General features: G+C 68.8%; 1 protein-coding gene. It reads left to right on the top strand.

Annotated elements, in window-relative coordinates; translation table 11 throughout:
• Positions 1-16572 (top strand): non-ribosomal peptide synthetase (locus FJV41_RS38265; RefSeq protein ID WP_141647559.1); only part of this gene is annotated, 16572 nt, incomplete at both ends.

Genomic DNA, 16572 nt, shown 5'->3' with positions numbered 1-16572 from the left:
TCCTCAAGGCCGGCGCCTCCTACGTCCCCCTCGACAAGGCCTGGCCCTCCGACCGCCTCGCCTTCGTCCTCCGCGAGTCCTCAGCCGGCGTCGTCCTCTCTCACTCCGACGTCGTCGATGACCTGCCTGCTTTCGGTGCCGTCCTCCTCGTCATCGATGAGGAGGCTGCTCTCATCGCTCGCCAGCCCATTTCGGCGCCCCTTCTGGACGTGACGGGCAATGACCTTGCCTACGTCATGTTCACCTCCGGCTCCACCGGTGAGCCCAAGGGTGTCTGCGTCCCTCACCGAGGCGTCACCCGCCTCGTCTCCTCTTCCTTCATCTCCTTCGCCGCTTCCGACGTCTGGCTCCACGCAGCCCCCGTGGCCTTCGACGCCTCCACCCTCGAAATCTGGGGCGCTCTCCTCCACGGCTCCAAGCTCGTCCTCGCTCCTCCTCATGCCCTGTCCCTCGAGGAGTTGGGCTCTCTGCTTGTCCGCGAGGGCATCACCTCCCTCTGGCTTACCGCCGCTCTCTTCGAGCAGATGGTGGCGACTCAGCCCGTCGCGCTGGCTGGTGTCCGCCAGGTGCTTGCCGGTGGCGACGTCCTGCCGCCTTCTCGCGTCCGCGAGCACCTCTCGCGGCTGCCCCCCGGCCACGTCCTCGTCAACGGCTACGGCCCTACCGAGAACACCACCTTCTCCGCCACTCACTCGCTGCGGAATGGGGACTCCTTCTCTCGCTCCGTCCCCATCGGCGCTCCTCTCTCCAACTCCTCCGCCTTCGTCCTCGACGCCTCCTTCCAGCCCCTGCCTCCGGGCGTCCCTGGAGAGCTCTTCGTCGGGGGTGACGGCCTTGCTTGGGGTTACCTCAACCGCGCTGACCTCACCGCCGAGCGCTTCGTCCCGCATCCCTTCAGCAGCACTCCTGGTGCTCGCCTCTATCGCACCGGTGACCGAGTCCGCTGGCTCGCCGACGGCACTCTCGAGTTCCTCGGCCGCTCCGACTTCCAGGTGAAGGTCCGTGGCTTCCGCATTGAGCTGGGTGAAGTCGAGGCTGCCCTCCGTCTCTTCTCCGGCATCCAGGAAGCCGTCGTCCTCGCTCGCGAGGACGTCCCCGGCGACAAGCGTCTCATCGCCTACTTCACCTCGGCCGAGTCCTCTGTCGATGGCTCGGCGCTGCGCACATTCCTTTCGCAGCGCCTGCCCGAGTACATGGTGCCGGCCGCTCTCGTCTCCCTCTCCGCCTTCCCCCTCTCCGCCAACGGGAAGCTCGACAGGAAGGCTCTTCCTCCTCCCGACTTCGCCGCTGCTGACGCCTCCGGCGACGACTTCGCCCCTCCCTCCACCCTCACCCAGTCCCGCCTCGCCTCCATCTTCTCCGACGTCCTCGGCCTGGAGCGCGTCAGCATCCACGGCGACTTCTTCGAGTTGGGCGGCCACTCCCTCCTCGCCACTCAAGTCGTCTCTCGCATCCGCTCCACCTTCGACGTCGAGCTGCCCCTTGGTGAGCTCTTCTCTTCTCCCACCGTCGCTCTCCTTTCCGAGCGGCTGGACTTGCTCCACGGCTCCTCGTCTCGCCAGCCGGCCCTCGTCCCCGTCGACCGTGCCCAGCCGCCGCCTCTCTCCTTCGCCCAGCAGCGCCTCTGGTTCCTCGACCAGCTCCAGCCCGGCGCTTCCACCTACAACATCCCCTGGGCGCTCAAGCTCTCTGGCTCGCTTGACTCGGATGCGCTGCTCCAGTCCCTCAACGCGCTGATTCAGCGTCACGAGACCCTGCGCACCCACTTCGCCATTCATGAGGGCCAGCCCGTTCAGCACGTCCAGCTCGACTTCCGGCTGGAGATGCCTCTCATTGACCTCTCCGCCCTGCCCCAGCAGGAGCGTGACGCCGAGGCACAGCGGTTGGCGGCAGCCGAAGCCGTGCGTCCGTTCGACCTCGCCCGGGGCCCCGTCGTCCGCGCGTCACTCCTCCGCCTGGATGCGTCCGAGCACCAGTTGCTCGTCACCGTCCACCACATCGCCTCCGACGGTTGGTCCATCGCCGTCATGGTCCGCGAGCTGGCCGCCTTCTACCGCCAGTTCTCCGGCGGCGAACCCGCTCAGCTTGCGCCTCTGCCCATCCAGTACGCCGACTTCTCCGTCTGGCAGCGCCAGTGGCTCCAGGGTGATGTCCTCGCCTCAGAAATCGCCTGGTGGCGCAACCAGCTCGCGGGCGCTTCTCCTGCTATTGAGCTGCCTACCGACAGGCCCCGTCCCGCCGTCCAGTCCTTCCGCGGCTCGCTGATTCCTTTCGAGCTGTCTGCTGAGCTGACCTTCGCCGTGAAGGCACTCGCCCAGCGCGAGGGCGCCACGCCCTTCATGGTGCTGCTCGCCGCGTGGCAACTGCTGCTGTCTCGCTACTCTCGTCAGGACGACATCTGCGTTGGCTCTCCCATCGCCAACCGCAATCGCGCGGAGACCGAGGGCCTCATCGGCTTCTTCGTCAACACGCTCGTCCTGCGTGCTCACATCAATGGCGGCCAGTCCTTCCGCCAGTTGTTGGAGCAGGTGCGCCTGTCCACCCTCGCGGCCTACGAGCACCAGGACGTCCCCTTCGAGAAGCTCGTCGAGGAACTCCAGCCTCAGCGCGACCTCAGTCGCAGCCCGCTGTTCCAGGTCTCCTTCACCTTCCAGAACGCTCCTGACGATGCCCTCCGCCTCCCGGGCCTCTCCCTCGACGTCCTCAGCTCCGAGCTTCACTCCGCCAAGTTCGACCTCTCCCTCGGCATGAGCGAGAGCCAGGGTCGTCTGCTCGGCTCCCTCGACTTCAACTCCGACCTCTTCGACGCAGCCACTCCGCGTCGCATGGCTCGCCACTTCGTCAGCCTCCTCACCGACGCCACCTCTCGCGTCGACGCGCCCCTGCGCCACCTCGGCCTGCTCGCCGACGACGAGAAGACTCAACTCTTCTCCGACTTCCAGGGCGCTCACGTGAAGTACCCGAGTGAGGCCACCCTTCACTCGATCATCCAAGCGCAGGCGCTTCGTTCTCCCCATGCCGAGGCCGTTCGCTTCGAAGACAGTCTCCTCACCTACGCGCAGCTCGATTCACGCTCCAACCAGCTCGCTCACCACCTGCGTACTCTCGGCGCGCGCCCCGGCTCTCTCGTCGGTGTCTGCCTGGAGCGCTCGCTCGACCTCGTCGTCGCCCTGCTCGCAGTCCTCAAGTCCGGCGCCGCCTACGTCCCCCTGGACCCCGCGTATCCCCGCGAGCGCCTCGCCGGCATGCTCGAGGACGCTGACGCTCCCGTGCTCCTCACCCATGAGCACCTGACGTCCGTCCTCCCCCAGCACGCCTCTCGCGTCCTCTGCCTCGACTCCCAGTGGGACGCTGTCTCGCGACAGCCCTCCTCCTCGCTGGAGTCGCTCGCCGGCCCTGACGCCCTCGCCTACGTCATCTTCACCTCGGGCTCCACGGGCCGCCCCAAGGGCGCCATGAATGCCCACTCGGGCGTCGTCAACCGCCTGCTGTGGATGCAGCAGCAGTACGCGCTGACGGCGATGGACACCGTCCTCCAGAAGACTCCCTTCTCCTTCGACGTCTCCGTCTGGGAGTTCTTCTGGCCCCTCATGACCGGCGCGCGGCTCGTCCTCGCGAAACCCGGTGGACACCAGGACCCCGCCTACCTCGTCCGCCTCATCTCCGAGCAGCGTGTCTCCACGCTCCACTTCGTCCCCTCCATGCTCCGCGCCTTCTTGGAGGAGCCGGGTGTCGAGAAGCTCTCCTCGCTTCGTCGCGTCGTCTGCAGTGGTGAGGCTCTCACTTCGGACTTGGTGACTCGCGCCCATGCGCGCCTGCCCGCTTCCGCCGAGGTCCACAACCTCTACGGCCCCACCGAGGCCGCCGTCGACGTCTCCTTCTTCCACTGCGCTCGCGGCTCCTCCCGGTCCTCCATCCCCATCGGCAGGCCCGTCGCCAACACCCGCCTCTACGTCCTCGACTCCGACAATCAGCCTTCTCCCGTCGGTGTCCCCGGTGAGCTCTTCATCGGCGGTGTCCAGGTCGGCCTCGGCTACTGGCGCAAGCCCCACCTCACCGCTGAGCGCTTCATCCCCGACGCCTTCAGCGCCTCTCCCGGTGCCCGCCTCTACCGCACCGGCGACGTCGCTCGCTGGCTCTCAGACGGCTCCCTCGAGTACCTCGGCCGCTCCGACTTCCAGGTCAAGCTGCGTGGCTTCCGCATTGAGTTGGGCGAAGTCGAGGCCGCGCTTCGCTCGCTTCCCTCCGTCTCCGACACCGTCGTCGTCGTCCGTGACGAGTCCCGTCTCGTCGCCTACGTCGTCTCCTCTGGCGACACCGACTCCGCTTCACTCCGGGCCGCGCTCTCACAGCGCCTCCCCGAGTACATGGTGCCCTCCGCCTTCGTCTTCCTCGAAGCACTCCCCCTGAGCCCCAGCGGCAAGGTGGAACGCAAGGCGCTCCCGGCTCCGGACTTCACTCCCACCTCGCGTGAGCACATCGCGCCTCGCACTCCTTCCGAGGAGCTGCTCGCCTCCCTCTTCGCCTCAGTCCTCCGCGTCGAGCGCGTCGGTGTCACTGACAACTTCTTCGAACTCGGTGGCCACTCCCTCCTCGCCACCCAGCTCATCTCTCGCATTCGCCAGTCCTTCGGCGTCGAGCTGCCCGTTCGTGCTCTCTTCGAGGCCGCCAGCGTCGCCCAGCTCGCGCCGCGCATCGAAGCCACCCGCCAGACTCAGGACGGCCTCCAGCTTCCGCCCTTGGCGCCCGTTCCGCGCTCCGGCGACCTGCCGCTCTCCTTCGCGCAGCAGCGCCTCTGGTTCCTCGACAAGCTCCAGCCCGACAGTCCCTTCTACAACATCCCCACCGCGCTCCAGGTGAACGGTGAGTTGCACACCGAAGCGCTCTCTCGCGCACTCCAGGAACTCGTCCGTCGCCACGAGTCGCTTCGCACCACGTTCCTCTCCCGTGACGACGGCCAGCCCGCGCAGCGCATCCACTCCGACGTCCCGTTCGACCTCTCGCACGTCGACCTCGGACACCTTCCGGAATCCGACCGCGACGCCGAGGCCCAGCGCCTCGCCACCGTCGAGGCCCAGACTCCCTTCAACCTGACGCGCGCCCCGCTGCTGCGCGCCACCCTCGTGCGCCTCGACGAGCAGCGCCATGTGCTGCTCATCACCGTCCACCACATCGTGTCGGACGGTTGGTCCGCCGGCGTCTTCGGCCGCGAGGTCCTCGAGCTGTACTCCGCCTTCAGCCAGGGCCTGCCCTCACCGCTGGCGCCGCTGGCACTCCAGTACGCCGACTACGCCGCATGGCAGCGAGGCTGGCTGCGGGATGAGGCGCTGGCTCAGCAGGTCTCCTGGTGGCGCAACCACCTCGCGGGGGCGCCGCATGCCCTGGAGCTGCCCACCGACAGGCCGCGTCCTCCCGTCCAGTCCGCCCACGGCGCCAATCTCCCCGTGCGCCTTGGAGCGGACCTCACCACCGCGCTTCGCACCCTCTGCAACCGCGAGGGCGTCACGCCCTTCATGGTGCTGCTGTCCGCCTTCAACGTCCTCCTCGCCCGCTACTCCGGCCACGACGACATCGTCGTCGGCTCGCCCATCGCCAACCGCCGGCAGGCCGAGCTCGAAGGCATCATCGGCTTCTTCGTCAACACGCTCGCGCTGCGCACCCAGCTCCGCCTGGACATGTCCTTCCGCGAGCTGCTCGCCCAGGTGCGCGAGTCCACCCTCGGCGCCTACTCGCACCAGGACGTTCCCTTCGAGAAGCTCGTCGAGGAACTCCAGCCTCAGCGCGACCTCAGCCGCTCACCCCTCTTCCAGGCCATGCTCGCGCTGCAGACGGCGCCCCCCGTCTCGTCCCGGAGTGACGCGTCCGGCGCCCTGCGCGCCATCGACGTGGACAGTGGCACCGCCAAGTTCGACCTCTCGATTCTCCTCGTCGACTCCGGCGCCGACATCCACGGCCTGCTCGAATTCAACACCGACCTCTTCGACCGGAGCACCGCCCAGCGCATGGGCGAGCACCTGTCGCGGCTGCTCCAGGCCGCCATCGCCGACCCGAGCCAGTCCCTCGCCCACCTGCCGCTGCTGAGCACGCAGGAGAAGCACCAGCTCCTCACCGAGTGGAACGACACCGCGAGCGTCCATCACGTCACCTCGCCCATCCACCGTCCCGTGGAAGCGCAGGTGGCGCGGAAGCCCCACGCCATCGCCGTCTCGGATGGTGTTGCCTCGCTCACCTACGCCCAGCTCGACACGCGGGCCAATCAACTCGCGCACTTGCTGCGCGAACACGGCGTCTCACCGGGCAGCTCCGTCGGCCTCTGCCTCGACAAGTCGCTCGACATGGCCGTCGCGGTCCTCGCGACGCTCAAGGCTGGCGCGTCGTATCTGCCGCTCGACCCCAACTACCCCTCCGAGCGCCTCGCGTTCATGCTCGAGGACTCCGCGGCGCCGGTCGTCCTTTCCCACTCCAGCCTCCGGGCCTCGCTGCCCGCGTCATCGAGTGCGCGACTCATCCTCGTCGACGCGGAGGCGGACGCCATCTCCGCCCAACCGCCTCACTCGCCCGACGTCGCGTTCTCTCCCGAGTCCCCCGCCTACGTTATCTACACCTCCGGCTCCACCGGCAGACCCAAGGGTGTCGCCCTTCCTCACCGCGCGCTGAGCCATTTGCTGTCCTGGCAGTTGCGCCAGTCCGTGGTGCCTTCGGCCACCACCCTCCAGTTCGCCTCGCTCAGCTTCGATGTGTCGTGCCAGGAGATCTTCTCCACATGGTGGGCCGGCGGAACGCTCGTGCTGCCCACTGGCGGTCTGCGCCAGGACATCCCCGCGCTGCTCGATTTCATGCACCAGCAGCGCGTCGGGCGGCTCTTCCTGCCCTTCGTCGCGCTCCAGGCCCTCGCTGACGCCGTCTCTCACGGCGCGACCGTTCCCACGACGTTGCGCGAGGTGGTGACGGCCGGTGAGCAACTCCAGATCACTCCCGCCCTCGTCGCCCTCTTCGAGAAGCTCCCGGGCTGCGTCCTGGAGAACCAGTACGGTCCCTCCGAGACGCACGTCGTCTCCGCGTTCCGCATGCAGGGAGCGCCCGCCTCCTGGCCCCGGCTGCCCTCCATCGGCTCGCCGCTGCCTCACACGCAGCTCTTCGTCCTCGACTCGCTTGGCCAGCCGACGCCCGTGGGCGTGCCCGGTGAACTCTTCATCGGCGGCGCGCACCTGGCACTCGGCTACACCGACAGGCCCGCGCTGACGGCCGAGAAGTTCGTTCCCCACCCGTTCTCGTCGACGCCGGGTGCACGCCTCTATCGCACCGGCGACTCCGCTCGATGGACCTCCTCGGGCACCGTCGAGTTCCTCGGCCGTCTCGACGGACAGGTGAAGCTGCGCGGCTTCCGCGTCGAGCTTGGCGAAGTCGAGGCCGCGCTGCGCTCCCTGCCTGGCATCCGCGACGCCGCGGCCATCGTCCGAGAGGACGTCCCCGGCGCCAGGCGCCTCGTCGGCTATGTCGTCCCTGTCTCTGGGACGGACGCAGTCCCGCCCGAAGCGCTCCGCTCCGCCCTGCTCAAGCGCCTGCCCGAGTACATGGTGCCCTCCGTCTTCGTCGCCCTGGAGGCCCTGCCGCTGACTCCCAGCGGGAAGCTCGCCAGGAGGCTGCTGCCGGCTCCCGACGCGGCGAGCCTGACGGACGAGTCGACCTTCGTCGCACCTCGTACCCCCACGGAAGAGAAGCTCGCCGAGCTCTTCGGCGCCGTCCTCAACCTGCCTCGCGTCAGCGTCACCGAGAGCTTCTTCGCCCTGGGTGGGCACTCCCTTCTCGCCACCCAGGTCGTCTCTCGCATCCGCTCCACCTTCAACGTCGAGCTCCCACTCCGCGAACTCTTCGAGGCCCCCTCCGTTTCACAGCTCGCCGAGCGAGTGAATCAACAGACGGCTGTGTCGCAAACACCGCCGCTGGTCCGCACGGACCGCTCGCAGCCGCCACCGCTGTCGTTCGCACAGCAGCGCTTGTGGTTCCTCGACAAGCTTCAGCCAGGTAGCGCGACCTTCAACATGCCCCTCGCGATTCATCTCGAGGGCACGCTGGACATGGATGCGTTGCAGCAGTCCTTCACGGAGTTGGTGCGCCGCCACGAGGTGCTGCGCACCACGTTCCGCGAGGGCCCGGTTCAGATCATCCATCCTCCCGCGGCCGTGCCAATGCCGCTGGAAGACCTGTCCGCGCTCACCGAAGAGGCGCGCGACGAGGAAGTCCAGCGTCGAGTCCTCGCGGAGGCCGAGCGTCCTTTCGACCTCGCGCGTGGCCCCCTGCTGCGGACCGCGCTGCTGCGGCTGAGTGAACAGCGGCACGTGTTGATGATGACGATGCACCACATCATCTCGGACGGCTGGTCCATGGGCCTGATCGTGCGTGAGTCCACCGCGCTCTACGAGGCCTTCGCGGCGCGGCGCCCTTCACCGCTGCCCGAGCTGCCCATCCAGTACGCCGACTACGCCGCATGGCAGCGGTCCTGGCTCAAGGGCGAGGCGCTCGACGCCCAGCTCGACTGGTGGAGTGCGTATCTGTCCGGAGCGGCGTTGCACCTGGACATGCCCACGGACTTCCCGCGTCCCGCCATGCAGGGCTTCCGAGGCGCGAGTGTCTCGCGCGTGCTGCCGCGTCAGCTCGTCGACTCACTCCACGCGCTGAGCCGTCGTGAGGGTTCCACGCTGTTCATGGCCCTGATGGCCGGCATCCAGGCCGTCCTGTCCCGCTACTCCGGACAGGAGGACTTCGTCATCGGCACCGGTATCGCCAATCGGAACCACTCGGAGACCGAAGGCCTCATCGGCTTCTTCGTCAACCAGCTCGCCCTGCGCGCACGGCTGGGTGGCAATCCCTCCTTCCGCGAGCTGCTCGCACGTGTCCGCCACGACACGTTGGGCGCCTACGCGCATCAGGACCTTCCGTTCGAAGAGCTGGTCAAGGCCGTCAACCCCGAGCGCAGCCTCGCTCACGCGCCTCTCTTCCAGGTCGCCGTGGTGCTCCAGAACCAGCCCGAGACCGAGCTGAAGGTTCCGGGCCTCACCTTCCACCTGCAGCCCTCCAACACCGGCACCTCGCGCCTCGACCTCACCCTCGCCCTCCAGGAGACGGCCCAGGGCCTGGGTTGCAGCATCGAGTACCGCACCGACCTCTTCACGGCTCAAACCGTCGACAGGCTGCTCATCCACCTCGGTGCCCTTCTCGAGAAGGCCGCGGCTCAGCCCGAGGCACCTCTCTCCTCCCTTTCCCTTCTCTCCGAGGCCGAGCAGCACCAGCTCCTCGTCGAGTGGAACGACACGGAGCGTGCCTTCCCGCGCGACGCCACCGCTCACGCTCTCTTCGAGGCCCAGGCCGCTCGCACTCCTGACGCCACCGCGCTTCGCTTCGAGGGCACCTCCCTCACCTACGCTCAGCTCGACTCTCGCGCCAATCGCCTCGCTCACCACCTGCGTGGCCTCGGCGTCACGGCCGAAGTCCCCGTCGCCCTCTGCGTCGAGCGCTCTCTCGACCTCGTCGTCTCCATCCTCGCCATCCTCAAGGCTGGCGGCGCCTGGGTCCCTCTCGATGCTTCGTACCCCGTCGAGCGCCTCTCCTTCATGCTCCGCGACTGCGCCGCCCCCGTGCTCGTCACCACGGCGTCGCTCGTCGAGTCGCTGGGCCTGAAAGTCCCGAGCATCGTCCGCCTGGATTCCGACGCGAGCCTCATCTCCGCGCAGCCCGAGTCCCCTCCGGCCTCCGCCACCAGCGCCGACAACCTCGCCTACGTCATCTACACCTCCGGCTCCACCGGCACTCCCAAGGGCACCCTTCTCCAGCACCGCGGCCTCGCCAACACCGCGCTCACCGCTGGCCGTGCCCACGGCTTCTCTCCCTCCTCTCGCGTCCTCCAGTACGCCGCCTTCGGCTTCGACGCCTCCGTCGCGGAAATCTTCGGCGCCCTCCTCGCCGGCTCCACCCTCGTCCTCGCTCCTCGCGAGCGCCTCCTCCCTGGCGCTCCTCTGCGCGACTTGCTCCGCGACGAGTCCATCTCCGCCGTCACCCTCACTCCCTCCGTCCTCGCGCAGATGCGCCCCGAGGACCTTCCCTCTCTCCAAACCCTCATCTCCGCCGGTGAGGCCTGCCCTCCCGAGCTCGTCCAGCGCTGGGGCTCTCGCCTCCGTCTCCTCAACGCCTACGGCCCCACCGAAGTCACCGTCTGCGCCTCCATCTCCGCTCCTCTCCTCCCCGGCCAGACTCCTTCCATCGGCAAGCCCTGGGACAACGTCCGCGTCTACGTCCTCGACTCCTCTCTGCGCCCACTGCCCGTCGGTGTCCCCGGCCAGCTCTGCGTCGACAGCGTCGGCCTCGCTCGTGGCTACCTCTCCCAGCCCGCCCTCACCGCCGAGCGCTTCGTCCCCAACCCCTTCAGCCCCTCTCCCGGCGCTCGCCTCTACCTCTCCGGTGACAAGGCTCGCTGGCTGCCCGACGGCACCCTCGAATTCCTCGGCCGTATCGACGACCAGGTGAAGCTGCGCGGCTTCCGCATCGAGCTCGGTGAAGTCGAGGCCGCTCTCCTCTTCCACCCCTCCGTCCACCAGGCCGTCGCCGTCGTCCGTACCGAAGACGCTGGCGACAAGCGCCTCGTCGCCTACGTCGTCGCCGACTCCAGCGACACCATCGACGTCGCGGCCCTGCGCGAGTCGCTCAAGCGACGCCTGCCCGAGCACATGGTGCCTTCCACCATCGCAGTGCTCGCCGCGCTCCCCCTCACGCCCAATGGCAAGGTGGACCGCAACGCGCTGCCCTCGCCCGACGCGTCCCTCTCCGCTCCGGTCCGCGAATACGTCGCGCCCCGGACCCACGTCGAAACCCAGCTCGCCGCACTCTGGGCCGAGCTGCTGCACATCGAGCGCGTGGGTATCCACGACGACTTCTTCGAACTGGGCGGCCACTCCCTGCTCGCCGCGCAGTCGATGTCTCGCATCCAGGCCACCTTCGGCATGGAAGTGCCACTGAGGGAGCTGTTCGAGGCCCCCACGGTGGCGAAGCTGGCCGCACGGCTCGAAGCGGTCGCGCATGCGGGTGCGGGTGCGTCACGGGCGCCAGAGCTGGTGCCGGTGCCTCGCACGGGTGAGCTTCCGCTGTCCTTCGCGCAGCGGCGGCTGTGGTTCCTGGATCAGCTCGAGCCGGGCACCGCCCTCTACAACCTGCCCGCCGCCATCCGCTTGGATGGCCCGGTCGATGTCGCGGCCCTGGAGCAGGCCTTCGGTGCGCTGGTGCGGCGCCATGAGTCGCTGCGCACCACGTTCCCCGCGAATGCCCACGGCAGCCCGGTGCAGGCCATCGCCGAGGCGGCGGAGCTCAAGTTCGCACTCGTGGACCTGTCCGCGCACCCCTCCGCGCAACGCGAGGACGAAGCGAAGAGGTTGTCGCTCCAGGAGGCGCAGCGGCCCTTCGACCTGGCCCGAGGCCCCCTGCTGCGCGTGACGCTGCTCCGCATGGATGAGCGCCTGCACGTGCTCCTGCTGACGATGCACCACATCATCTCCGACGGCTGGTCCACGGGCGTGCTCGTGCGCGAGGCCGGGGAGCTGTACATCGCCGCTCGCGAGGGACGTCCCGCGTCCCTGCCGGAGCTGCGCGTGCAGTACGCCGACCACGCCGCCTGGCAGCACCAGTGGCTGGAGGCCGGTGAGCTGGAGCGACAGCTCACGTACTGGAGGACCCAGCTCGCGGGCGCGAACCACGTGCTCACGCTGCCGACAGACCGTCCCGTTCCGGCGATGCAGACCCAGGCCGGCTCGACCTACCCCGTGCGACTGTCTCCTGCGGTCTCCTCCGCCGTGACGACCTTCAGCCAGCACATGGGCGCCACGCCGTTCATGGTGCTGCTCGCCGCGTTCGAGGCGCTGCTGTACCGCGCCACGGGTCAGGACGACGTGCTCGTGGGCTCACCGGTGGCCGGGCGCAATCGTCCGGAGACCGAGGGCCTCATCGGCGTGTTCATCAACACGCTCGTCCTCCGTGGACGCATGTCCGGTGACATGACGTTCCGCGCACTCGTCGAGCAGGCCCGAGAGACGGCGCTCGGCGCGCTCACGAACCAGGACGTCCCGTTCGAGCAGTTGGTGGAGGAGTTGCAGCCCGCGCGCAGCCTGAGTCACTCGCCGCTGTTCCAGGTGATGTTCGCGCTGCAGAACATGCCTGCCCCCTCGCTGACCCTGTCGGAGCTCACCCTCACTTCCGCGGACGTGGACCCGGGCATCGCGAAGTACGCCCTGTCCCTCGTCCTCCAGGAGACGCAGGGCGGGCTCACGGGCGGGTTCGAATACAACACGGACCTCTTCGACCTGGAGACCATCCAGGCCATGACGGGGCACTTCACGCGCCTGCTCGAAGCGGCGGTGAACCACCCGGACCTCACGCTCGCCGCGCTGCCCGTGCTCTCCACCGAGGAGCGGCACCGGCTGGTGGTGGAGTGGAACGACACGCGCTCGGACTTCCCGCGCGACACCTCCGTCTTCGCGTGGTTCCAGTCGCGCGCCGCCCTGGCCCCCGAGACTGTCGCCCTGGAGTGGAACGACGGGCAGCTCACGTATCGCGAGCTGGAGCGGCAGGCGCTCGCGCTGGCGGAAGTGCTGCGTCAGCGAGGCATCGGGCCCGAAGTGCGCGTCGGTCTGTTCGCGCGTCGCTCACCCGAGCTGGTCGCCGGAGTCCTCGGCATTCTCGCCGCGGGTGGCGTCTGGGTCCCACTCGATCCTTCCTCGCCGTCCGAGCGACTGGCGATGATGCTGGACGACACCGCGCCCACGGTCGTGCTGACCCAGCGCGCGCTGCGTGAGGCGCTGCCAGCGGGGACGGCTGGCGTCCTGGTGCTCGAAGACGTGCTGGCGTCCGAACCGGTGGCGAGCAGCACCTTCCGCGCCCCGGTCCTGCCTTCGGAAAGCGCGGCGTACATCCTCTTCACGTCCGGCTCGACGGGACGCCCCAAGGGCGTACTGGTGCCGCACCGCGCCCTGGCCCGACACACGGCCTGGTTCAGCTCGAATCTGGGCCTGGGGCCCAGCGACCGCGTGCTGCAGAAGACGGCCCCTGGCTTCGACGCCGTGGTGCCGGAGCTGATCTCCACGCTGGTCAGCGGTGCGCGGCTGGTGCTGCCTCCGGCGGCGGCGGACCTGGACATGGACGCACTGCTGACGGTGCTCGCGCATCGGCAGGTGACAGTGCTCCAGCTCGTCCCCTCGCAGCTCAGCCTGTTCGTGGAGGCCGATCGGCTCGAGCGCGCCACGGGCCTGCGAGTGCTGGTGTCCGGTGGTGAAGCACTCCCGGCGGAGCTCGCGCGGCGCATCCGCGCGCAGTGGCCGGAGACCCGTCTGGCCAACTGCTACGGCCCCACCGAGACGGCGGTCGACGCCACGTCCTGGACGGTGAATGGCCCCATCCACGGAGCCACCGCGCCCATTGGCGGCCCGATTGGTGACACGCAGGTGTACGTGCTGGATGCGCATGGGCAGGTGGTGCCCGTGGGTGTCACAGGTGAGCTGTTCATCGGAGGCGAGGGCGTGGCACGCGGCTACGTCGGCCAGCCGGCGATGACGGCCGAGCGGTTCGTCCCGGATGCGTTCTCCTCCGTGCCCGGCGCCCGGCTCTACCGCACGGGCGACCAGGCCCGCTGGCGCCATGACGGCGTGTTGGAGTTCCTCGGTCGCGCCGACGCCCAGGTGAAGGTGCGCGGCTACCGCATCGAGCTGGCCGAAATCGAGTCCGCCCTGCTCGCGCATCCCGAAGTGCGTGAAGCCGTGGTGCTCGCTCGCGAGGACCGGCCCGGAGACAAGCGACTGGTGGGTTACGTCGTGGGTGCGTCCTCGCTGGAGGCCCCCGCGCTGCGAGCGTTCATCGCCCAGCGCCTGCCCGAGTACATGGTTCCGTCCGCGCTGCGGATGATGGACGCGCTGCCCCTCACCGCGAACGGCAAGGTGGACCGCAAGGCGCTGCCCGTGCCCGAGCAGTCGTGGCTTACCGAGGACGCGTCCCAGGCCACGCCGGGTACGCCCACCGAGGAGCTGCTCGCGGGGCTGTTCGCCCAGGTGCTCGGAGTGCCGAATGTCAGCACCACCGTCAGCTTCTTCGAGCTGGGCGGACACTCGCTGCTCGCCACGCAGCTCGTCTCACGCGTGCGGTCCGCGTTCCAGGTCGAGTTGCCCCTGCGCGAGCTGTTCGAGGCGCCGACGGTCCACACGCTGGCCACGCGCATCGACGCCGCCCTGAGCGCGGGCGCGAAGCTCCAGAGGCCGCCTCTCACCGCCCTTCCGCGTGATGGCGAAGCGCCCCGGGCCTTCGTGCCGTCCTTCGCGCAGCAGCGACTGTGGTTCCTGGACCAGTTGGAGCCGGGCAGCCCGTCGTACAACATGCCCATCGCGCTGCGGCTCGAAGGCGTGGTGGACACAGACGCGCTGGAGCGAGCCTTCACGGAAGTCGTCCGGCGCCATGAGGTGCTGCGCACGACGTTCCGCGCGGGCCCCGAGCAGCTCGTGCATGCGCCGATGCCTGTGTCGGTGCCCGTGGTGGAGCTGTCCGGACTCGACGATGCCGAGCTCCAACTCCGTGTCGATGAAGAGGCCCGTCGTCCCTTCAACCTCACGCACGGCCCCCTGCTGCGCGTCACCCTGCTTCGGCTGGGTGAACAGCGGCACGTGCTGCTGCTGACGATGCACCACATCATCTCGGACGGTTGGTCCATGGATGTGCTCGTGCGCGAGACGGCGGCGCTCTACGCGGCCTTCTCCTCGGGTCAGCCTTCGCCGCTGCCGGAGCTGCCCATCCAGTACGCCGACTACGCCGCATGGCAGCAGTCCTGGCTCCAGGGCGAGGCACTCGAAACCCAGCTCTCCTGGTGGAAGGAGCTCCTCGCGGGGGTGCCTCCGCTGCTGGATCTGCCCACGGACTTCCCGCGCCCCGCCGTGCAGGGCTTCCGAGGCGCGAGTGTCTCGCGCGTGCTGCCGCGTCAGCTCGTCGACTCACTCCACGCGCTGTGCCGTCGTGAGGGCTCCACGCTGTTCATGGCCCTGGTGGCGGGCCTCCAGGCCGTCCTGTCCCGCTACTCTGGCCAGGAGGCCTTCGTCATCGGCACCGGTATCGCCAACCGGAACCAGGCGGAGACCGAGGGCCTCATCGGCTTCTTCATCAACCAGCTCGCCCTGCGCGCGCGGTTGGGTGGCAATCCCTCCTTCCGCGAGCTGCTCGGACGCGTGAGGAAGGACACGCTGGGCGCCTACGCGCATCAGGACCTTCCGTTTGAAGAGCTGGTCAAGGCCGTCAACCCCGAGCGCAGCCTCGCTCACGCGCCCCTCTTCCAGGTCGCCGTGGTGCTCCAGAATCAGCCCGAGACCGAGCTGAAGCTCCCGGGCCTCACCTTCCACGTCCAGCCCTCCAACACCGGCACCTCGCGCCTCGACCTCACCCTCGCCCTCCAGGAGACGGCCCAGGGCCTGGGTTGCAGCATCGAGTACCGCACCGACCTCTTCACGGCTCAAACCGTCGACAGGCTGCTCATCCACCTCGGTGCCCTTCTCGAGAAGGCCGCGGCCCAGCCCGAGGCTCCTCTCTCCTCCCTCTCCCTTCTCTCCGAGGCCGAGCAGCACCAGCTCCTCGTCGAGTGGAACGACACGGCACGAGACTTCCCGCGCAACGCCACCGCGCACGCCCTCTTCGAGGCCCAGGCTGCTCGCACTCCTGACGCCATCGCGCTTCGCTTCGAGGGCACCTCCCTCACCTACGCTCAGCTCGACTCTCGCGCCAATCGCCTCGCTCACCACCTGCGTGGCCTCGGCGTCACGGCCGAAGTCCCCGTCGCTCTCTGCGTCGAGCGCTCTCTCGACCTCGTCGTCTCCATCCTCGCAATCCTCAAGGCCGGCGGCGCCTGGGTCCCTCTCGATGCTTCGTACCCCGTCGAGCGCCTCTCCTTCATGCTCCGCGACTGCGCAGCCCCCGTGCTCGTCACCACGGCGACTCTGGTGCAGTCGCTGGGTCTGAATGTGGAAAGCGTCGTCCGGCTGGATTCCGACGCGAGCCTCATCTCCGCGCAGCCCGAGTCCGCTCCGGCCTCCAGCACCAGCGCCGACAACCTCGCCTACGTCATCTACACCTCCGGCTCCACCGGCACTCCCAAGGGCACCCTTCTCCAGCACCGCGGCCTCGCAAACACCGCTATCACCGCTGGCCGTGCCCACGGCTTCTCTCCCTCCTCTCGCGTCCTCCAGTACGCCGCCTTCGGCTTCGACGCCTCCGTCGCAGAAATCTTCGGCGCACTCCTCGCCGGCTCCACCCTCGTCCTCGCTCCTCGCGAGCGCCTCCTCCCGGGCGCCCCCTTGCGCGACTTGCTCCGCGACGAGTCCATCTCCGCTGTCACCCTCACTCCCTCCGTCCTCGCGCAGATGAGCCCCGAGGACCTCCCCTCTCTCCAAACCCTCATCTCCGCCGGTGAGGCCTGCCCTCCCGAGCTCGTCCAGCGCTGGGGCTCTCGCCTCCGTCTCCTCAACGCCTACGGCCCCACCGAAGTCACCGTCTGCGCCTCCATCT

Source organism: Myxococcus llanfairpwllgwyngyllgogerychwyrndrobwllllantysiliogogogochensis (genome assembly GCF_006636215.1).
Classification (GTDB): domain Bacteria; phylum Myxococcota; class Myxococcia; order Myxococcales; family Myxococcaceae; genus Myxococcus; species Myxococcus llanfairpwllgwyngyllgogerychwyrndrobwllllantysiliogogogochensis.
Note: the sequence above shows the minus strand (reverse complement) of the source record. Positions and strands in the feature narration are given on the sequence as shown.